This window comes from Bacteroidota bacterium, from assembly GCA_016722565.1.
Classification (GTDB): domain Bacteria; phylum Bacteroidota; class Bacteroidia; order 2-12-FULL-35-15; family 2-12-FULL-35-15; genus 2-12-FULL-35-15.
In genome coordinates this window covers 642,218-663,327 of sequence record JADKIU010000001.1, presented here as the reverse complement: position 1 = coordinate 663,327, position 21,110 = coordinate 642,218, and the positions used below count along the sequence as shown (strand labels likewise).

Genomic DNA, 21,110 nt, shown 5'->3' with positions numbered 1-21,110 from the left:
AGGGGACTAAGGGACTAGGGGACTAGAGGACAATTGATTGAAGAGAAGTATCAACAATAAAAAGTGATGAAGCAAAAATGTTTGAAGACGACAAAAAACCAAAAAAGAAACTTACTCCCAACCAAGCGACCATAAAAGCGCAAAACTCCTGTGCCTATCAGGAGCGATGCCAGCAAGAGATGCGTGACAAACTTTATGAATGGGGATTACATAGCAACGATGTAGAAAACATCATTGCTAATTTAATTTCCGATAATTTTTTAAATGAAGAGCGTTTTGCTAAAGCATTTGTAGGTGGCAAATTTCGAATTAAAAAATGGGGCAGAATAAAAATAAAGATTGAATTAAAAAAACGCAAAATTTCCGACTACTGCATTAAAAAGGGAATGCAGGAAATTGATGAAGACGATTATCTAAAAACACTCCAAGAGATTCTACTAAAAAAGTTAAAAGAAAATCCAAAAGGCAAAGAGCAAGTCCGGAATTATAAAGCGGCACAATATGCTATTTCAAGAGGATTTGAAGGCGATTTGGTCTGGGAAACAATTAAAGAGGCTACAAGGTAACTAAGTGACTAGGTGACTAAGAAATTTACCCCTCCTTCACAAGACCAACTTCCTTAAGTACTTGAAGTGCTTCTTCCTTATATTTTACTGAAATGCTTCTACGTAAAACATTCCCTTCCGGTCCATCAAAATAAATAACAACTCTAGGATAGGAGAACATTGGTGTTTTAAAAATCACCGATTTAATTTTGCTTCTTGGAATCGTTGGTGTATTGCTACTTACAAAAGCTTCTTTTATTCTCACAAATGAAACAAACAACAATAATAAGGCTCCGTAATTAACCGGTTGCTTAAAAAAACCAAACCCATAATAAGAAACAGAAAACATGGTATAAAGTAATAGCATTACAAAAAATATATAATTCAATATACTTTTTACAGCCCATGCGTTTCCTAATTCATGCTCCAAAGGAATACGAGTAGGTTCCTTCGTATTAAATATAAAAACTGTATCGTCATTGATATGACAATATTCTTTTGTTGTTGTACGAAAATATTTTGTTGGCATCATCCCTGCAAAAATACTCTTATTTCACACTCAATTTCCCAATATTTATTAACTTTACACCATGATTACTACAGACCAACTAAAAGACCTTCGGGAGCGCACGGATGCGTTAAGGGGGCATCTTTGACATCGATCGTAAGCTCCGCGAAATAGCTGAAGAAGAAGAGAAAGCACTCGCCCCGAATTTTTGGGATGACCCAAAAAAAGCAGAAGAACTGCTCAAACAAACTAAACTTAAAAAGAACTGGACTACCTCATTTGCAAAAGCACAAAGCAATGTGGATGATCTTTCTTTGCTCTATGATTACTTCAAACAAGGTGAAGCAACAGAGCAAGATGTGGAAGAACAATATAAAATTACTGTTCAGCATCTAGAAGAAATCGAGTTTAAAAATATGCTCAGTGGCAAGGAGGATATCTTAAGCTGCGTGGTACAAATAAATGCAGGAGCCGGTGGAACAGAAAGCTGCGACTGGGCAGAAATGCTCATGCGTATGTACATGATGTGGGGAAGTAAAAATGGCTATAAAATAAAAGAGACCGACCGCACCGATGGAGACACAGCGGGTATAAAATCTGTCACTTTAGAATTTGAAGGCGATTATGCATTTGGATATTTGAAAGGTGAAAATGGAGTGCATCGTTTGGTGCGTATTTCTCCCTTCGACTCCAATGCAAAACGCCATACTTCTTTTGCTTCTGTTTATGCTTATCCTTTAATTGACGATACGATTGAAATTGATGTCAATCCAGGCGACCTGGAATTTGAAACATTCAGAGCCGGAGGCGCTGGTGGACAAAATGTAAATAAAGTAGAAACGGCAGTGCGCTTATACCATAAGCCATCAGGAATCATTATCAAAAATCAGGAATCACGCTCGCAACTGCAGAATAAAGAAAATGCGATTAAATTATTAAAATCACAATTGTTTGAAATTGAATTGCGAAAACAACGTGAAGCAATTAATGTAATTGAAGGGAATAAAAAGAAAATCGAATGGGGTTCACAAATTCGAAACTATGTTTTTCATCCCTACAAACTTATCAAAGATGTAAGAACAGGCTATGAAACATCCAACATTCAAGCTGTTATGGATGGCGACTTGAAGGATTTTATTAAGGCATACCTCATGGAGTATGGGAATAGTTAAGTGACTAGGTAACTAGGTAACTAGGTGACTAGGTGACTAGGTGACTGAGGAGATAACGGTCAGCAATTAACTAACACCTACCGGAAATCCATTTAGTCTAAAAATATAGAACAACAAAACCACTTTGAACACACTTAGTCATTTAGTCACCTAGTTACTTAGTCACCTATGTTAAAGATCTACCACAATACCCGTTGTTCAAAAAGCAGAGACGTTTGTACTATCTTAGAAAAAAAGAAAGTGAAAACAGAAGTTGTTGAATATTTAAAAACACCACCTACTCCAGCTGAAATAAAAGAGCTGTTAAAAATGCTTGGGATGAAAGCCCTGGATTTGGTCAGAAAAAAAGAACCTATATTTTTGGAAAAATATGAAGGGAAGAAATTAACCGAAGCCCAATGGATAAAAGCGATGGCCCAAAACCCTATTTTGATTGAGCGCCCGATCATCGTAAAGGGTAAGAAAGCCATCATTGGCAGGCCTCCAGAAAAAGTGCTGGAGTTTTTGAAATAATTAATTGATTTACATTGAAATATTTCTACTTAATCATACTGCCTATCCTCTTTTCATGTGCAAAAAAAACGCATGACATCCCTTTACGTAATTACTTCCCATCTGAAGAAGGGAGAAAATATGTTTACAACTACACAAACAACAACAAAAATTTCGGCTCAACCGAATCTCTGTTGATAAAAGTAAAAATAAAGGACAATCCTGATGTGTATTGTTATGTTGCACCGGATGAAATTAGCAGCACAAATCCAACATTAGCTTCGTATCATTTTCTGGAAGGGATCTTCTGTTTTTCCGGAGATACTGTTAAGATTAGTCCGCGTTTTACTTTACTTGAGCCAGACACTGCAAGTATTTACAATCAATTTCAACCATTTTTTAAGCCCTTTGTGAATATAAAGGATGAGATAACCATAAAGTTTTCGCAAGAAATTATTTATACATATAGAATCTCTAAGTATGAAAAGGTAAAAACTCCAATGGGAAAATTTAATTGTATTAAAATCGATTATACGAGATATGACTTAGTTCCACTAAACATGCGTGGGAATGATTTTATATTATACGAAGGCGTAAACTATCCCGCTTTCAGCAAAACGGCTAGTGCTTGGCTTGCTGCCGATATTGGAATGATTAAGTGGGAAAGGTATACAGGAAGAATTGACAAACTAAAAAGTTATTCCAAAAAGTAAAATTATTGCCTATATTATATTCAAATAAATCTTAAATTTACCCTACGAAAATCCAAAATCAAAAAAATCTTAAAATCCTAAATAGCACTATGGAATTCAGAATTGAAACAGACACAATGGGCGAGGTAAAAGTACCTGCTGATAAATACTGGGGAGCACAAACAGAGCGCTCTCGCAACAATTTTAAAATAGGACCAGAAGCAAGTATGCCAAAGGAAATTATCTATGCGTTCGGCTATTTGAAAAAAGCAGCTGCCATGGCAAACTGTGAATTGGGTGTTTTACCTGCTGAGAAAAAAGATCTGATTGCGAAAGCTTGTGATGAAATTATTGCAGGAAAATTAGATGATCAATTTCCATTGGTGATTTGGCAAACCGGTTCCGGTACTCAATCCAACATGAATGCGAATGAAGTAATTGCTTATCGTGCGCACGTGATGAGTGGCGGAAAATTAGCAGATGAGAAAAAAGTATTGCATCCGAATGATGATGTGAATAAATCACAATCTTCCAACGACACCTATCCTACCGCGATGCATATTGCATCATATAAACAAGTAGTAGACATCACACTTCCGGGAATGGAAAAGTTGAGAGATACCTTGTTAAAAAAATCCAACGATTTTAAAAGTATAGTAAAAACAGGTCGTACGCACTTTATGGATGCAACACCTTTAACACTCGGACAAGAGTTTGGAGGGTATGCACAACAATTAACGAATAGTATCCGAGCAATTAAAAATGCATTGGAAATGGTTCGCGAATTGGCTTTGGGAGGAACAGCAGTGGGAACCGGACTCAACACACCAAAAGGATATGATGTGTTGGTTGCGAAAAAAATTGCAGAATTAACAGGATTACCATTTGTAACAGCACCAAATAAATTTGAAGCATTAGCAGCACACGATGCAATGGTAGAATTATCTGGAGCTTTAAAACGTGCTGCTGTTGCATTGATGAAAATTGCAAACGATGTCCGCATGTTATCATCAGGACCACGTTGCGGAATTGGTGAAATCATCATTCCTGATAACGAACCGGGCTCATCCATCATGCCAGGGAAAGTAAATCCAACACAACCGGAAGCATTAACCATGGTGTGCGCACAAGTAATGGGAAATGATGTTGCTGTTTCCATTGGTGGATCCAACGGCCATTTTGAATTGAACGTTTTCAAGCCGGTGATTGCCGCAAACGTACTGCAATCTGCACGTTTAATTGGTGACGCATGTGTTTCTTTCAACGATAATTGTGCTGTAGGAATTGAGCCTAACTTACCAATTTTAAAACAACATTTAGAAAACTCATTAATGTTGGTAACTGCATTAAACACGCATATTGGTTATGAAAAAGCAGCTAAAATTGCTAAAACTGCACACAAAGGAAATAAAACCTTGCGTGAAGCAGCCATTGAATTGGGATATGTAACCAACGAACAATTTGATCAATGGGTAAAACCGGAAGATATGTGTGGGAGTATGAAGTAGCATTTTCTTTCTAATGGGCAAGATTGCTTCACTGCGCTCGCAATGACGTTCTTTAAAAGTCTAACACACTGTTGGACCTCATTGCGAGCATAGTGAAGCAACCTCTAACATGAATTAGAGATTATACACTAAAAGGTGAACAATCTTCGTTTATAAATATCATCCCCATTACCTTTACGATTACGATTTTGAAAAAATATCTATCCATACTACTTTTCGTTGCAGTCAATTTTATTGCGAGTTCTGTTTTTTCACAAACAGATACTGTGATTAATGGCAAACATTATAAAATTGTTGAAGAAACACCTCAAACAGAAACAGCAGGAAAGAAGAAAAGGCATATCCCTCCGATGGATAGCACCTTTGTATTGAACAACAAAAAATTAAGGTATTACAACAATTGGTTTACGGTGGGTGGTGGATTTAATCAGAACTTAACGTACAAACGTAAAATTGGGTTTGCCGGTGGTTTGGATTTTAATTTCCATATCAAGCAACACTATTTTCAATTGGGGACAATGATTACCGGTGAGCAATTCGGCTTCTACGATAATTATGAATTCCATTTAGGATATGGCAAACGGTATGAGGACAAAGACATTCACTTTGCAGGATTTGCAGGCATCTCATACTCTACCGGCTATGCAAAAGTAGGTGACACCGTATACACAAGGCCTTTCAGTCACCCAGGTATTTATGCGCAGATTGAAGGTGTTAAAAAAATCACATATGATGTTGGAGCAGGGTTAGCATTATTCGTTGACCTCAATCAAGAGCAAGCTATTTTCGGAGCGCGGTTTATTGTTTATTTCTCAGGAGCCTATAGAGGAAAAAAATACAGTGATGGCAAGACAATAGATTGATGTGCAGCTTTGCGATTTTTGAATATGTAATCAGAATTTTCCTCCTCTAGGTTAACACAGCATCAACCCAGCACTTAGTCGCTCCTAAATAAACTTATCCCCTTTTTGAATTTTCACATCGTTCACGAATGTTTTGATTTCTTGCTCGTCTTGCTTTTTGCAGATCAACAAGATTCCATCTGATTCCACAACAATATAATCTTCTAAACCTTGCATCACAACCAATTTATCTTTCGAAACGTTTACGATACAATTTTTTGAATCATACAACATCACATTTTTTCCAACTACTGCATTATTATGATCATCTTGTTTGATATGATCATAGAGTGACCCCCAAGTTCCTAAATCGCTCCAACCAATAATAGAAGAACGGACATATACATTTTCTGCTTTTTCCATAATCGCATAATCGATGGAAATATTTTTACAGTTGGTGTATGCTTTTGCAATAAACTCAGCTTCCTTTGGAGTATTATAAACACCATTTCCCTCTTTAAAAATAGCATCCATATCGGGAGAGTATTTTTCAAAGGCATTAATGACACTTTTCACACTCCAAATAAAAATTCCAGAGTTCCATAAAAAGTCACCACTTTGCAAAAAGAATTTAGCCAATTTCCAACTCGGGCTTTTCGGTAAAAGTTTTTACTTTTTTAATTCGTTTATCTTTTTCCTTTGCATCCGACTCGACAAACTGAATATAGCCATAACCGGTATCCGGTCGGCTTGGACGAATGCCCAATGTCACCAAACAATCTTCTGAAGCCGCTTTTAAATAACAGGCTTTGATTGCTTTAACAAATGTATCTTCTTTCACAATCAGGTGATCTGACGGAGCGATTACAGTAAGCGCATCCGGATTCATTTGAGCAATCTTATAACAAGCATAAGCAACACATGGAGCTGTGTTTTTACGAGCAGGTTCACTCAAAATATTATCCGATGCAATTCCTTTGATTTGTTCTTTTACCAAATCAACATATGAATCGTTGGTAACAATGTAAATATTTTCTTTCGGACAAAGACGTAAAAAGCGTGCATAGGTTTGTTGCAACAAAGTTTTGCCGGTACCTAAAATATCCATGAATTGCTTTGGATGAGATGTTCTGCTCATCGGCCAAAAGCGGCTACCGATGCCGCCTGCCATTATCACACAATAATTATTCTTCACAAATTTGCTAATTACGAATTAATACGAATTTCAATCAAGTCTTTCTCGACTCCGCTCGAAATGACTTTTAGCGCGTCACTTCGAGCGGAGTCGAGAAGCGCGCAAACTCAATTTACTATTTTAATTTCTTTAAAGCACTTCTTAAATTCTCAATCACCACTTCAATTTCTTCAATTTTGCAAGTTCCAACCGACAAGCGATACCAGCTCGAATCGGCAGAAGCACCAAATGCATAAAAAGGAACAAGAGCAACTTTTGCTTCGTCCAAAATATATTTCGTCACATCTTGGGTTGTTTTTAAAACAGTGCCATCTGCTTTAGTTTGTCCGTGTAACGAAAACTGAACCGTTAAATAAATTGCTGCTTCAGGAGCGATTGCATCCACTTTAAATCCTTCTGCTTTTAAACTTTGAAAGCCTTTGTAAATATTCACCAAGCGATCATTAATCTTAGTTTTAATATCACCCAAAAATGCATCGTATGCGGATAAGTCATTCAGATAAGTGGCAGTTGCCATTTGTTCCGCTTTTGGAGCCCATGCTCCAACATGCGTTAAAATGGATTTCATTTTTTCAATAATTTTTTTCGGACCCATGCTCCATCCAACGCGCACACCTGTTGCAGCCAAGGATTTTGAAATACCATCCACAAAAACAGTATAGTTTTTCATAGCAGGGCGAAGGGTCACAGGATTATAATGTTTGGTATCACCAAACGTTAATGCCCAATAAATTTGATCGTACATTAAATACAATGGCTTTTTATTTTCAGCTAAACGTTTGTCGTTTTCAACCAAAATCATATCGCAAATTTCTTCCAAATCTTTTTTACGGAAGGTTGTTCCGGTAGGGTTTAGTGGAGAACACAATGCAATTAAATTTGCTGTGCCGATATGCGGTTTCAAATCCGCAGCAGTAGGCATAAACTTATTTTCAGGAGTTGTTTCAATCAATACTGGTTTTGCATTATTCAAATACGTGTAATGATTGTTGTTCCAGGATGGTACAGGAAAAACAACGGTGTCGCCTTCATCCACTAAAGCTTTGAAAATTGCATAGATAACAGGACGGGCCCCACCAGCGATAACAATCTCATCCGTTTTATAATCCAACTCGCCCCGTTCTTTCAATAGTTTTACAACAGATTGACGCAACTCTAACATTCCATCTGCTGCAGGGTAATTGGTTTGATCATCTTCATACGCAGCAATAATTGCTGATTTTAATTCAGTGGGAATTGGAAAAATTTTCGGATTAAAATCACCAATTGTAAAATTATAAACCTTTTCACCTTGTTTAATTTTTTCATTTACCTCAGCAGCAAGTTTTATAATCTCTGACCCAATAATATTCTGAGCCAGTTTTGATACTTTCAAATCGATGTTTTTTTCCATTGTATTTGCACTCATTTTGTAAAGTTTTTAAGCGTTATTAATAGGTAATTGTTGAGAATAATACCGAAATCAAAAAATATGGCTCAATTGCATTCGTCCATTTATATATTGTATAGGCATTTCATCAAGTAGAATTGCATTAAAAATAAATGCAATTACTTGCTGAAACAAATTTAACAAAAACCCAATACCTTGTGCTTATTTGTTAATTAATTCTTGGTGATTTTTGCCTGATTTTCGGCAAATAAAGGTGTTTGGATTACCAACACTTCAGTAACAGGGTTAAATAGGTAGGTTGTATTCGTTTTTACCTCTTTACATTTTATTCTTTTACGGGCTTGAGGACCTTTAATGAAGTGACGATTATCATTATACGTGAACATGGCACCTTCCGGAACATCTTCCAAAAGGACGGTGTGTTCGCGATTATCATAGTTTTTAAGAATACGCAACAAATTTGTATCCGAACAGCTGGATGCAGCAGGATTGTTCATGTATTTACGCAACGCTGTGATTATGTCCACAGGGAAAATATCAGGAATTAAAAATTGTTGCATTAATAGTTTATAATGCAATTTCCACTCTTCTCCATGCGGCTTTACATTATTCTTGTGCTTATTGTAAGTAGATAAATGCGCGATTTCATGTACAAGTGTGATTAAAAACGCATACTTATTCATGTCGTAATTGATCGTTATCAAATGATTTTCTCCTTTAAAAGGAGGACGATAATCTCCGTATTTAGAAGATCGACTTTTTTTTATTTTCAGCTTGAAATCAAATTTATAAATCCATTCGGAAATAACCGGAACGGCCTTTTCAGGAATGTATTTATGTAAGATGGATTGATTGCGTTCGAGTTGACTCACGAAACAAATTTACGAATCTAATTTGTTGAAGATTGAACTTTTTATTAACCATTGTTAGGTGACTAGGTGACTAAGTAACTAGGTGACTAAGTAACTAAGTGACTAAGTGACTAGGTGACTAAGCATAAGTGATAGGGTGATAATAAAATAACTACATACAAGAACTTGATTAACGATTGAACTCCCCTAGTCACCTAGTTACTTAGTCACCTAGTCACTTACTTCAGCAATTGATAAACAATAAAGCTAGAAACATAAGCAAGTAGGCCCATGAAAAAGAATTGAACAGTTGGCCATTTCCAACTTTTTGTTTCACGATAAACGACCGCAAGTGTGCTCATACATTGCATCGCAAATGCATAAAAAATCATTAAGGAAAAACCAACTGCGATGGAATATTTTGGCAACCCTGTATCTGGATTTTTTTCGGCTTGCATTTTCTCGCGAATGGTTTGTGTATTATCGGTATTTCCGGCACTGTAAATGGTCGCCATGGTTCCAACAAATACCTCTCTCGCTGCAAATGATGTAATCAACGAAATGCCAATTTTCCAATCAAACCCAAGTGGTTTAATAGCCGGTTCTATTGATTTTCCGAGCATTCCAGCATAGGAGACTTCCAGTTTTTCAGAAGCAATTTTTGCATCCATCTCATTTTGATTCAAATCACCTCTGAAGCTATGCTCTTGATATTTTTTGTCGATTTCTTCGAACTTATTTCCGGGAGCATGAGCTGATAAAAACCAAAGTATAATGGAAATAGCAACAATAATTTTCCCGGCATCAAACAAAAATAATTTTACTTTATCGTAAATGGTGAGTCCAACTGTTCGCCACTGAGGAGTACGATACACGGGCAATTCCATAATAAAATAACTTTTTTCTTTCGCTTTTAAAATCCATTTCAAGACCCATGCAGCCCCTATCGCTGCAACAAATCCAATCAAGTACAAAGCCATTAAAATCAAGCCTTGATAATTAAAAAAGCCAAGGTTCTTATCCTGAGGAACAACCAAAGAAATTAATAATGTATACACTGGTAGTCGCGCAGAACAGCTCATTAAAGGTGTTACAAAAATGGTAATAATGCGCTCTTTCCAACTGCTGATGGTACGAGCGCTCATGATAGCCGGCACGGCACAAGCAACTCCACTTATCAATGGAATTACCGACCGTCCGTTTAACCCAAACCTCCGCATCAACTTATCCATAATAAAGCTGACACGTGCCATGTATCCTGTATCTTCTAAAATAGCGATAAATGCAAACAACAATGCTATTTGCGGCACAAACACCACTACTCCACTTAACCCGGCAATAATTCCGTTCACAATTAAATTACTAAGTTCACCTTTGGGAAGTACATCCGAAGCTAATTCAGAAATCATCACAAACAAACTTTCAATCCACTCCATAGGAAAAGAAGCAAGAAAGAAAATGGTTTGAAAAATAAAAAACAATACCACTAAGAAAATAGCATATCCCCAGATACGATGCGTTAATACACTATCCAATTTATGAGTAAACGATTCGGTTTTTATTGCTGATTTATGTGTGATACATTCTTCAACAATCCGATTGATGACTTTATAACGCTCCACACTTTCAAGCGACTGAAGTTTATTGGTATCAACAATAAGTGTATTTAGTGCATCGGTAATTTTGATTTGCAATTCAACATTGTGCAAATAACTGATATCCGAAAGATTATTGACGATTTGAAAAGCCTCGAAATCGCTTTTCACTTTTACCACCGTTTTCACTTTTTCAATTGCTTCAGGCGCAATTTTTTTGATGTCGATAAAATCGTATTGCGGAACCGACAGGGGTTGTAACAGAGCTTGCTTCAACACCTCCACACCATCCTTGTTTCTGGCACTTAATCCCAAAACTTTCACACCGAGCTTTTCTGACAAACGAATGGCATCGATAATATCTCCTTCCTTCTCCACCATGTCCATCATGTTGAGTGCAAGAATTACAGGAATTTTTAAATCAATGATTTGGGAAACCAAAAACAAATTGCGTTTTAGATTACTGGCATCTGCAACAATAATCGTAACATCCGGATGGTCCGGATTTTCTTTGTTACAAAGCACTTCAAACGCAACGCGTTCATCAAGCGATTTAGGATACAAACTATACGTTCCCGGCAAATCAACGAATTCAGCAGTAACAATTTCATTGAGTTTTGCGAAACCCGACTTTTTATCTACTGTAACACCGGGGAAGTTTCCCGTTTTTTGATGTAAACCAGTAAGGGCGTTAAAGAGCGTAGACTTACCACTATTAGGATTTCCAACAAGGGCAACCTTAATGTTTTTTTTATCCGAAAAATTGACAAAAGATTTGTTCGTCTCCACCAGCAATCAAATTAATTATTCAGTAATAATAGGTGAGACAAGAACGGTGGAAGCTTCCGCTTTACGCAAGCTTAATAAGTAGCCGGACACAGATATGGCAATTGGATCCCCGAGTGGGGCAATACGGTCGAGTTTAACAATCTCACCCGGAGTACAACCCATCTCCAATAATTTCAAAGCCATTTCTTTATCGGTAAACGAATCGATGATGGCACTTTGACCTATTTTTAATTCAGCTAAATTTTTCAAGGGCTTTATCATATTTCCTTACAAAAGTACGCTTTTTTAAGCGACAGAACGAGGAGGGACAATACCTAAAAGGTGGTATTTTACGATTAAAAACAGACTAAATCATTGATTTACTTGAAGAAAAAATCAACAAACTCGATTTTCCATTTCGGGCAATCACCACATCTGTTTTTTTTCCGAGTAGCAAAACAGCTCGAAAGCATTGAAATAAAAATAAACGCAGTAACAAGTTTTAGTGCTTTTCGGGTAGAATGTGCCATCTTTAAAAAGGTTGATATACAAATATAGCAAAAACAAAACAATCAATTGTGGTCAATTATTCTTATTTTTACGCTGTATTCGATTACTTAAACAAGAACTCGTTTCGTAAAAATGAACATCTTTTTTCACTTCGGTCAATATTTCATGCTTATTAAACGCGCATTCGGCAAACCCGAAAAGCGTTCCATTTACCGACAACGGATTTTTGAAGAGATGTATTCTTTAGGTATAGGCTCCTTGGGAATTGTAGCTATCATTTCAGTTTTTATGGGAGCGGTTATTACTATTCAATCTGCTTTCAATTTTGAAAGTCCGCTTATCCCTGCTTATGCTGTTGGAGTTGCTGTTCGTGATTCAATGATTTTAGAGTTTTCCCCGGCCATTGTTAGTTTAATATTAGCCGGAAAAGTAGGTTCAAGCATCGCTTCGGAAATTGGCACGATGCGCGTAACGGAACAAATTGATGCCTTGGAAATAATGGGTATTAATTCGGCAGGATATTTAATATTCCCAAAAATAATCGCTTCCGTTTTATTCAATCCTGTATTGATCGTTTTTTCAATGTTTTTAGGAATTTTAGGTGGTTACATTTTCGGTTTAATGGCTGGTGTAGTTACCGATTTTGAGTACATACTTGGTATCACTTACGAATTCCGACCATACAATGTTGTTTACGCCTTAATCAAGGCAGCTGTTTTTGCATTTTTAATTGCCTCTGTTCCGGCATATCATGGATACTATACAAAAGGCGGAGCACTTGAAGTAGGTCGTTCCAGTACAAAAGGCGTAGTTTATACCAGTGTACTCATTTTGGCATTCGATTTAATTTTAACCCAGGTTTTATTAGTTTGATACAAATTAACAACATATCAAAATCCTTTTCAGGCAGAAAGGTATTGAATGATATATCATTCACGTTTCAAACAGGAAAAACCAACATGATTATTGGCGAGAGTGGTTCCGGGAAAACAACCTTACTTAAATGCATGGTGGGTTTAAATGATATTAACTCCGGAGAGGTATTGTTTGACGGAAGAAATTTTTATGATCTAGATTTTACCGGCAAAAAAGAAATTCGAAAAGAAATCGGAATGTTGTTCCAAGGTGGCGCCTTGTTCGATTCAAAAACGGTTGAGGAAAATGTGGTGTTTCCATTATCGATGTTTACGGATTTATCAGAGAGCGAGAAACGCGACAGAGCAAACTTTTGTTTGCAACGTGTAAATTTACAAAACGCAAACGGATTGTATCCTGCTGAATTAAGCGGAGGGATGAAAAAACGTGTTGCCATTGCCAGAGCGATTGCTGTTCAACCGAAATATTTATTTTGTGATGAACCCAACTCGGGATTAGACCCTAAAACCTCTATTGTTATTGACAATTTAATCAAAGAAATTACGGATGAATATGGGATTACTACAGTAGTAATTACGCACGACATGAATTCTGTAATTGAAATCGGTGATAATATAATGTTTATTTACAAAGGGGATAATTGGTGGACAGGTAGTAAAGAAGAAATATTAAAAACAGATAATAAAGAGGTGTGTGATTTTGTTTATGCTACAAAATTCATGAAAGATTTAAAAACAAAATTTTAATTATACATTCTAAAAAAAAGACGAGCCAAGAGAAAAACCCTTGGCTCGTCTTTTTTAGTATAAAATCTTATTAATTTTTCATTACAGTTAATTTCTTCGTCAATTGTTGTTCGCCAACAGTAAGTGTATAGAAATAAACTCCTGCATCAATATCAGAAGTTTCTAAAACAATGGTATGCATTCCTGCAGCTAATTTTCCTTGATCAATTGATTTAATCAATTTTCCTGTTACATCATAAAGCGACAAAGAAACCGTATTCGCATTTACAATTTCAAAGTTCACTGCTGTAGAAGATACAACCGGATTAGGAATATTTTGGTGCAATACTGCATTTGCAGCATCATTTTCGTTAACACCTGCATTGATTGCCTCTACGTTTAAATGCAAAAATGGAGCTTTCTGAATCCATCCCCAAGTCCCTGTTCCACCAGCATCCACAAACGTTGTTTGAGCCGGTTGAGTTCCTTCTAAGGTCAAGTCGTTAAGGATATCCAAATCAAATGCAGGCGCACCGTAAACACGTACACCAATCACATAGGACTCACCAGCAAGAACAGGATATGGACCACCAGGAGTAATGAATGGCATGGTTACCCATTTGTTTTTGTCTGCAGCTGTTGCAACATTGTAAATGTCAGAAGATGCTACTTCAACAAATGTTCCTGTCCCATCGATATTATACAAAACAAAATCAAAAGATGCTCCATTTTGAGTAGATGTAGCAACGTAAGCCGATGCAGTAGTAATTACACCGTTCGCAGGAAACTCATATAAGGTTGCAATAACAGACGCATCCACATCTCCTCCAACGTAATCGGATGGACTTAAAGAGTTGGTAATACCTGCTCCAATCACACCATTATCTCTTGCATAAACAGTATCAGAAACTCTGATTGCGCGAGTGATGGTGTTGTTTGAAAGTAACTCATCCGTTTCAGTCTGTGAAACGGTATGCGCCATGGTGTACAACCCAACCGCTGTAGGATTAAATGTTGGAGTAGTAATTAACAACGTATCTCTTCCATAAAGTGGGAAGCTGGTGATGGTATTACTATTTTGACTGTAGGTTCCGGCACCGGTAATGGTTACGTTCATATTCACAGTTGTTTGCGCTTGAAATCCATCATTTAAAATTGCACCTCTGAAGGTGATAGGAGCAACTTGTCCAGCAGGAGTTTGGGTATAATAACCACCATCTTCGTAACTAAAATCGTTGTACACACGCTCCAATTTCACGTCATTGAGTGGCCCTTCAATAATTTGAATGTCATCAATTTGCCAAAAGTAAACGCCTAATCCGCTATCAAATCTAAATTTCACTTTTACATTGTTAGACCCGCCAATGGCAGCGCTAACATTGATTGAAACGAGTTCGTTGTTTGGATTATAACTATTGATTCCGGTTGTTCCTTTCACATTATAATCCGTCCAAGTCCCTCCACCATCAGCACTAACTGAAGCTATTAAAAAGGTTGTTGTTGGTGAACAGCACAATCTAAAATATTGTCTAAATTCCAATCGAACATTGGGTTCACCAGTAAGATCAATCGTTTCACTAATGATTTCACCTGACAACGGAGTATAGGTCCCGCCTGTACAATCACCTGTATTCGCTTCATTCAAAGAATCCGCATCGTACATTAACACACCATTGGAAGCCGTAGGTGAGGCAAGTGTTGAAGTGGATGTTCCGAAACAGCCGGTTGAACCAATCATTGATTTTTTCCAAATTTGGTTGGCACCAGCTTGTGTCCACCCGGTAGGAATTCCTCCCATTGGAGTGGATCCAAAGTCTTGCGACCAAAGAATATCGAATGGTGCACGGTTATCTCCCGGATAAGGTGTAATCGTCATTTCGTCAGCATCCGCAGTTGTCATCACTGAACTTGCTGCCATTTTCGAAACACTTTTTTGCGCCCATATTCCGGCAGAAAAAAGCATTGAAAAAGATAAAAGGTATATTTTTTTCATTGCTATAAGGATTAAGTTGGTTTCTAATGAATTACTAATAAAAGTAGTGATAAAAACAATACAAAGCAATTGATAGTGGAAGGAATAAAAAAAAGCCCTGAGATGAATATCTCAGGGCTTTTCAAAGAAAAATTAATTCTTATTTAGTAATTACTAATTGTTTTGTGAAGTGTCTTCCACCTGCATTTAACTGGTAGAAATAAGTACCAGCAGCTAAGTTAGAAGCATCAACGTTTACTTTATATGTTCCAGCATTTTGGTTACCGTAAACATTTTCAATTACTTTTGTACCATTTGGTGCAAAAACAACTAAGCTAACACCAGTAGAAGCGTTTTCTAATGTATATTCAACAGATACATTGTTAACTGCAGGGTTAGGGTAAGTTGTCAATTTCATTCCGTTAAAGAATTCATTAACACCAGTTGCATCAGCAACAACAGCCCACATTGCGATATTGTTATCCAATCCACCAGAACCGAAATCCGGACTACCAGCAGGTGAGAACAACTGATCTGTTACATACCAGTTTGTTCCGATTTTATGCCAAGTTAAATCGATGTTTAATGCATCATTTTTATCATCACTTACTAAACCAACTGTATCACCAGTAGCTAAGTTTGTAACATCCATTACTAATGCGAAATCATCAACAAAAGTAGCAGGAGTAGTGAAAGGTACGTAGTTAAAACCTAAAGTATCAATGTCAGAGAAAAGCAAATCTGCTGAACATTTCGCAGTTGCAGCTGGTCCAGGCCAGTTGTTAACAGTAGAGTTAAATGTACCACTTCCGTTTGTGTTTCTTGATCTGTTAGCAGTTACGTCAAAACCACTGATTACAACTTTAGAAGTTACAGAACTTCCCATGTCGCTTTCTTGACCACCAAACCACAATAAAGCTCCGATAACTTTAACAGGAATAGGACCTAAGTTATCATAACCTTGACCACAAATTCTCAACACGTTTGCGCTGACATTGTTACCATAAATAAATCCACCACCTAAATAACCATAGATAACAGCGTTTCCAGATGGAGCAAATTCTGGCAAGAAATCAACAAAGTTTACCAATCCGGTTGTATCCGGATTCAAAATTCTGTCTGCAGAAGCAGTGTGAACAAAAGGCATTGTAGAGATAGGGGTAGCTTTTCCCGCATCTGAACTTTGTGCATTTGCTGTAACCGCAAGCGCAGTAAAAGCAAGTAATGTGTAAAGTTTTTTCATTTTTTCAGGTTTTAAATTTGAGTTTTTCTTAAATTGAGGCATAAAGATATAAAAATGTGATTAAAAAAACAATAGCTCATCTATTAATATAAATAAGAAAGCCACCCCAAATGGGATGGCTTTCTTAATAATTATGAGTTAAATGATTACTTGATAACAACCATTTTCATAGCTGCTGTAGTAGCATTATTAACTGTTAAAGAATAGTAATAAACACCAGCAGAAAGGTTTTCTACACTGTAGTTCATGTTATGAGTTCCAGCATTTTGCTCACCTAAGCTTAAAGTAGAAACAACTTTTCCTGTAACATCATATACATTTAATGAAACTTGAGCATTGTTCTCTAATTCGTAGTTGATTGTAGAGAAAGAGCTAGCAGGGTTTGGCATGTTTTGGAACAATTTAGCACCGTTCACAAATTCATTCACTCCTGCAGGCATTTCAACTACCAAAAGATCATCCATGTACAAAATGAACATGTCATTTGCTTGGTGTTGGATACCAATGTAGATATCTTGACCAGCGAAAGCAGCTAAACTAGCAGTTCTTGTAGCAAATACATTGTATGGAGTATTTACTGTATCACCAGCTGTAGAAGCATCCATATCTGTAACTGTGAAGATTGCAGGGTTCGTGAAATCTGTGTAGTTAGTTAAACCTGTTGTTGAAACAAACACTTTGTATCCATCACGGTAAGCACCATCAGGCATGTTGTGTTTCCAAGAAGCAACTGCACCAGCAGCAGGAATTGTTATAGGTCCAACAGCGAACCAATCATCAGACATTCCAAGTGGGCTTAACCAAGAAGTAGCACCCATAAAGAAGTTTGTATCTCCTGGTAACGCTAATTCTTCATAGAAAAATTTCCAATCAGTAACCGGATTCCATGGAGTCATTGCTGCATTTGGTGCTGCACCATCAACGTCATCATTAGCAAATGCAAATGGAGGAGTACTTGTAGCACTGATACCTAAACCATAGAAAGCATTTCCGTCAAAATAAAATACAGTATCTCCAGTTGCTCTAGAAGCATCTGTATTGATTACAGGAGTTCTAGCAATACTTGGAAGATTTGTGTTTGTTCTCTGCGCAGTTGCAGAAAAAACTACCGCTACAGTAGCAATAAGCGTGTAAATTTTTTTCATTTTATTGTTTTTTAGTTATTAATTAATTTTCATTTTTTTAACCTATCGGCAAAGGATAGATTACAAATTTAACAAACAGCATCCATTTCACCAAATACTACCAATTAAATCTATGCCAATTCGGGTTCAGCATAGGCCTCAATTGGCGGACAAGCACAGATTAAGTTCCTGTCTCCGTGAGCGTTATCTATCCTTGCCACACTTGGCCAAAATTTAGATTCTTTCACCCATTTTAACGGATAAACTGCCTTTTCGCGAGAATAACCATGCTTCCAATCATCCGAAATCACCGATTTTGCCGTATGAGGTGCATTTTTTATCACATTGTCTTCTTTATCTGCTTTTCCAGAGATGATTTCATCAATTTCTTTCTTAATGGATATCATAGCGGAACAAAAACGATCCAATTCTTCTTTCGACTCGCTTTCTGTCGGCTCTACCATTAATGTATCATGAACAGGGAAAGAAACCGTTGGAGCATGATAGCCATAATCCATCAAACGCTTTGCTATATCCCCTACTTCAACTCCACCAAGGCGCTTAAACTCAACACAATCCAAAATCATTTCATGGGCACATCTACCATTTTTACCACTGTACAAGGTCGGATAATGGCCTTTTAATGTTTCCTTGATATAATTTGCATTCAAAATAGCGATTTTAGTAGCCTCAGTAACTCCTTCTCCTCCCAACATTTTAATGTATCCGTAAGAAATCAATAAAATCAATGAACTACCGAAAGGGGCCGCAGATACAGCTGAAATGCCTTTTTCGCCACCTGTTTTTACCAAGACATGCGAAGGTAAAAATGGCACCAATTGTTTTGCAACACCGATTGGTCCCATGCCCGGTCCACCGCCACCATGAGGGATAGCGAATGTTTTATGTAAATTTAAGTGACATACATCTGCACCAATATTTCCCGGAGATGTTAATCCAACTTGTGCATTCATGTTCGCACCATCCATATATACTTGTCCGCCATTTTCATGAATGATATTCGTAATTTCAATTATGCTTTCCTCATATACTCCATGAGTACTAGGATAGGTCACCATTAAACATGCTAAGTTATCTTTATGCAACACCGCTTTTTCGCGCATGTCGTTCACGTCAATATTTCCTTTTTCGTCACATTTCACCAACACAATTTTCATCCCACACATTGCAGCACTTGCAGGATTTGTTCCATGTGCTGAAGTTGGAATCAATGCAATATTGCGGTGTGAATCACCACGTGATTGATGGTATGCTTGAATTACCAACAAGCCGGCATATTCACCCTGAGCACCTGAATTTGGCTGAAAACTCATTTTTGCAAATCCTGTAATTTCACTCAACGAACGATCTAACTCATCAATCATTTCGATATATCCTGCAGCCTGATCCATAGGAACAAACGGATGAATGTTTGCAAACTCCGGCCATGTGATTGGCATTAATTCGGAAGCTGCATTTAATTTCATCGTACATGAACCCAATGAAATCATCGAATGGGTTAAGGATAAATCTTTATTCTCCAAACGTTTGATGTAGCGCATCATTTCCGATTCGGAATGATAGGTATTAAAAATAGCATGTGTTAAAATAGCTGATTTACGAACAGCGATGTTTGCCTTTTGAGAAAAAACAAGTTCTTGTGTCAGTTTTGAACCAGCTTTGTTTACTGCTTTTGCAAAGATATCGATGATTGCATTTAAATCATCCGCATCTGTTGTTTGATCCACTGCAATTGAGATTCCTGTATCTGTATAACGGAAATTAATGGAAGCTGCTTCAGCTAATTGCTTAACCTTTGCATTATCAGTTCCGGTAATTTTTATCGTATCAAAAAAGGAATCGTTCTCAATGCCATAGCCTAATTTTTTCAACTCAGCAGCCAATGCTACAGCCGACAAATGCACTTGTTGCGCAATGCCTTTAATACCATCAGGGCCATGATAAACCGCATACATACTCGCCATAATTGCTAATAAAGCCTGAGCAGTACAAATGTTGGATGTCGCTTTATCTCTGCGAATATGTTGCTCACGTGTTTGCAATGCCATACGCAAAGCCGGATTACCTTGCGCATCCACAGAAACCCCAATGATACGACCTGGGATAATGCGTTTATATTCTTCTCGGCAAGCAAAAAATGCAGCATGAGGACCGCCATAACCCATTGGAACTCCAAAACGTTGTGAATTACCAACCACAACATCTGCTCCCCATTCACCCGGAGGTGTTAACAATACTAAACTCAAAATATCTGCAGCAACGGCAATGGCAATTCCATTTGCTTTTGCATTTTTTACAAAATCAGCATAATCATTTACTTTCCCATCAATTGTAGGATATTGTAAAATAGCACCATACACCGTGGCATCCAACTTTGCAACTTTCCAATCACCAATCACCAACTCAATTCCTAAAGGAGTAGAACGTGTTTTTAACAAATCAATCGTTTGAGGATAACATTCGTTTGAAACAAAAAACTTATTCGCACCGTTTTTTACTTGGTCACGGTTACGATTACTAAACAACATAGCCATCGCTTCTGCTGCTGCGGTTGCCTCATCCAACAAAGAAGCATTTGCAATTTCCATCCCGGTTAAATCCATAATCATCGTTTGAAAATTCAACAAGGCTTCTAAACGACCTTGTGAAATTTCTGCCTGATAAGGAGTATATGCCGTATACCAACCCGGATTTTCCAACACATTGCGTTGAACTACTGGAGGAATAATGGTATTACTATACCCTAAACCAATATAGGTTTTGAAAATTTTATTTTTTGAAGCAATTGCACGCAAATGCTTATGGTAGTTATATTCTGTCATTCCCGCTGATAGATTCAAAGGCTTCTTCAATCGAATTGCGGCAGGAATAGTTTGGTCAATTAATTCATCTACACTTTTTGCTCCAATTTTAGCAAGCATGGCTTTTACGTCATTTTCGCGTGGGCCATTGTGGCGGTTTACAAATTTGTCGGTTGTGATCATTCGTTTCGTTTTTTTTGAGGAACGCAAATATAATTAGAAAACAGATTTTATCATATGATAATTATCAACAATAAATAATAAAAATGATGGTATAATT

17 protein-coding genes and 1 pseudogene are annotated in these 21,110 nt (G+C 37.2%); 8 read left to right on the top strand and 10 right to left on the bottom strand.

The window, feature by feature from the left end:
* Window positions 1–77: 77 nt before the first annotated feature.
* On the top strand, window positions 78–566 hold the full coding sequence (locus IPP64_02675) for a RecX family transcriptional regulator (GenBank protein MBL0328334.1): 489 nt from the start codon (window positions 78–80) through the stop codon (window positions 564–566).
* Window positions 567–591: 25 nt separating this feature from the next.
* Here IPP64_02675 and IPP64_02670 read toward each other — a convergent pair whose 3' ends face one another.
* Window positions 592–1,074, bottom strand: coding sequence for a hypothetical protein (locus IPP64_02670; GenBank protein ID MBL0328333.1), 483 nt, complete (start codon window positions 1,072–1,074; stop codon window positions 592–594).
* A 61-nt stretch (window positions 1,075–1,135) separates the two neighbouring features.
* Between IPP64_02670 and prfB the strand changes: the two genes are divergently transcribed.
* The 5 genes from prfB to IPP64_02645 all read left to right on the top strand — a co-directional run bounded on the left by prfB (window position 1,136) and on the right by IPP64_02645 (window position 5,780).
* Window positions 1,136–2,225, top strand: a protein-coding gene (gene prfB, locus IPP64_02665) for a peptide chain release factor 2 (GenBank protein ID MBL0328332.1) whose coding sequence is annotated in 2 segments (ribosomal slippage) — window positions 1,136–1,198 and window positions 1,200–2,225 — 1,089 coding nt in all. Because the reading frame shifts where the segments join, the coding sequence is not laid out codon by codon here.
* 168 nt (window positions 2,226–2,393) lie between these two features.
* Window positions 2,394–2,738: an arsenate reductase (glutaredoxin) gene (arsC, locus tag IPP64_02660; GenBank protein ID MBL0328331.1), complete on the top strand. Its 345-nt coding sequence runs from the start codon at window positions 2,394–2,396 to the stop codon at window positions 2,736–2,738.
* A gap of 14 nt (window positions 2,739–2,752) precedes the next feature.
* Window positions 2,753–3,430, top strand: a complete 678-nt coding sequence (locus IPP64_02655; protein MBL0328330.1) for a hypothetical protein — start codon at window positions 2,753–2,755, stop codon at window positions 3,428–3,430.
* An 89-nt stretch (window positions 3,431–3,519) separates the two neighbouring features.
* On the top strand, window positions 3,520–4,917 hold the full coding sequence (fumC, locus tag IPP64_02650; protein ID MBL0328329.1) for a class II fumarate hydratase: 1,398 nt from the start codon (window positions 3,520–3,522) through the stop codon (window positions 4,915–4,917).
* 188 nt (window positions 4,918–5,105) lie between these two features.
* Window positions 5,106–5,780, top strand: coding sequence for a hypothetical protein (locus IPP64_02645; GenBank protein MBL0328328.1), 675 nt, complete (start codon window positions 5,106–5,108; stop codon window positions 5,778–5,780).
* A gap of 84 nt (window positions 5,781–5,864) precedes the next feature.
* Here the strand turns inward: IPP64_02645 and IPP64_02640 are convergent.
* The 5 genes and pseudogenes from IPP64_02640 to IPP64_02620 form a co-directional block, all read right to left on the bottom strand.
* Window positions 5,865–6,930: pseudogene (locus IPP64_02640) on the bottom strand (mannose-1-phosphate guanylyltransferase).
* A gap of 139 nt (window positions 6,931–7,069) precedes the next feature.
* Window positions 7,070–8,329 carry an aminotransferase class I/II-fold pyridoxal phosphate-dependent enzyme gene (locus IPP64_02635; protein MBL0328327.1) on the bottom strand — a complete coding sequence of 420 codons (1,260 nt, stop codon included), beginning with the start codon at window positions 8,327–8,329 and terminating at the stop codon, window positions 7,070–7,072.
* A 227-nt stretch (window positions 8,330–8,556) separates the two neighbouring features.
* Window positions 8,557–9,216, bottom strand: a complete 660-nt coding sequence (locus IPP64_02630; protein ID MBL0328326.1) for a SprT-like domain-containing protein — start codon at window positions 9,214–9,216, stop codon at window positions 8,557–8,559.
* A gap of 218 nt (window positions 9,217–9,434) precedes the next feature.
* Window positions 9,435–11,534, bottom strand: a complete 2,100-nt coding sequence (gene feoB / locus IPP64_02625) for a ferrous iron transport protein B (GenBank protein MBL0328325.1) — start codon at window positions 11,532–11,534, stop codon at window positions 9,435–9,437.
* A 60-nt stretch (window positions 11,535–11,594) separates the two neighbouring features.
* Window positions 11,595–11,840, bottom strand: coding sequence for a ferrous iron transport protein A (locus IPP64_02620; GenBank protein MBL0328324.1), 246 nt, complete (start codon window positions 11,838–11,840; stop codon window positions 11,595–11,597).
* A gap of 360 nt (window positions 11,841–12,200) precedes the next feature.
* Between IPP64_02620 and IPP64_02615 the strand changes: the two genes are divergently transcribed.
* Both IPP64_02615 and IPP64_02610 read left to right on the top strand, forming a co-directional pair.
* Window positions 12,201–12,941, top strand: a complete 741-nt coding sequence (locus IPP64_02615) for an ABC transporter permease (protein MBL0328323.1) — start codon at window positions 12,201–12,203, stop codon at window positions 12,939–12,941.
* Complete coding sequence (locus tag IPP64_02610; protein ID MBL0328322.1) at window positions 12,938–13,690, top strand: ATP-binding cassette domain-containing protein; 753 nt, start codon at window positions 12,938–12,940, stop codon at window positions 13,688–13,690. The genes IPP64_02615 and IPP64_02610 overlap by 4 nt, the downstream gene beginning before the upstream one ends.
* Window positions 13,691–13,760: 70 nt before the next feature.
* Here the strand turns inward: IPP64_02610 and IPP64_02605 are convergent, their stop codons facing one another.
* The 4 genes from IPP64_02605 to gcvP form a co-directional block, all read right to left on the bottom strand.
* Window positions 13,761–15,662 (bottom strand): T9SS type A sorting domain-containing protein, encoded by a 1,902-nt coding sequence (locus IPP64_02605; GenBank protein ID MBL0328321.1) that lies wholly within the window; start codon window positions 15,660–15,662, stop codon window positions 13,761–13,763.
* 139 nt (window positions 15,663–15,801) lie between these two features.
* Entirely contained in the window at window positions 15,802–16,884 is a 1,083-nt protein-coding gene (locus tag IPP64_02600) for a T9SS type A sorting domain-containing protein (protein MBL0328320.1), read from the bottom strand.
* A gap of 146 nt (window positions 16,885–17,030) precedes the next feature.
* Window positions 17,031–18,029 (bottom strand): T9SS type A sorting domain-containing protein, encoded by a 999-nt coding sequence (locus IPP64_02595; GenBank protein ID MBL0328319.1) that lies wholly within the window; start codon window positions 18,027–18,029, stop codon window positions 17,031–17,033.
* Between the two features lie 110 nt (window positions 18,030–18,139).
* Window positions 18,140–21,013, bottom strand: coding sequence for an aminomethyl-transferring glycine dehydrogenase (gcvP, locus tag IPP64_02590; protein ID MBL0328318.1), 2,874 nt, complete (start codon window positions 21,011–21,013; stop codon window positions 18,140–18,142).
* Window positions 21,014–21,110 lie beyond the last annotated feature (97 nt).

Coding starts and splice junctions, on each gene's coding strand:
- IPP64_02675 (MBL0328334.1), top strand. CDS start 78: ATGTTTGAAGACGACAAAAAACCAAAAAAGAAACTTACTCCCAACCAA.
- IPP64_02670 (MBL0328333.1), bottom strand. CDS start 1,074: ATGCCAACAAAATATTTTCGTACAACAACAAAAGAATATTGTCATATC.
- arsC (MBL0328331.1), top strand. CDS start 2,394: ATGTTAAAGATCTACCACAATACCCGTTGTTCAAAAAGCAGAGACGTT.
- fumC (MBL0328329.1), top strand. CDS start 3,520: ATGGAATTCAGAATTGAAACAGACACAATGGGCGAGGTAAAAGTACCT.
- IPP64_02620 (MBL0328324.1), bottom strand. CDS start 11,840: ATGATAAAGCCCTTGAAAAATTTAGCTGAATTAAAAATAGGTCAAAGT.
- IPP64_02615 (MBL0328323.1), top strand. CDS start 12,201: ATGAACATCTTTTTTCACTTCGGTCAATATTTCATGCTTATTAAACGC.
- IPP64_02605 (MBL0328321.1), bottom strand. CDS start 15,662: ATGAAAAAAATATACCTTTTATCTTTTTCAATGCTTTTTTCTGCCGGA.
- IPP64_02600 (MBL0328320.1), bottom strand. CDS start 16,884: ATGAAAAAACTTTACACATTACTTGCTTTTACTGCGCTTGCGGTTACA.
- IPP64_02595 (MBL0328319.1), bottom strand. CDS start 18,029: ATGAAAAAAATTTACACGCTTATTGCTACTGTAGCGGTAGTTTTTTCT.
- gcvP (MBL0328318.1), bottom strand. CDS start 21,013: ATGATCACAACCGACAAATTTGTAAACCGCCACAATGGCCCACGCGAA.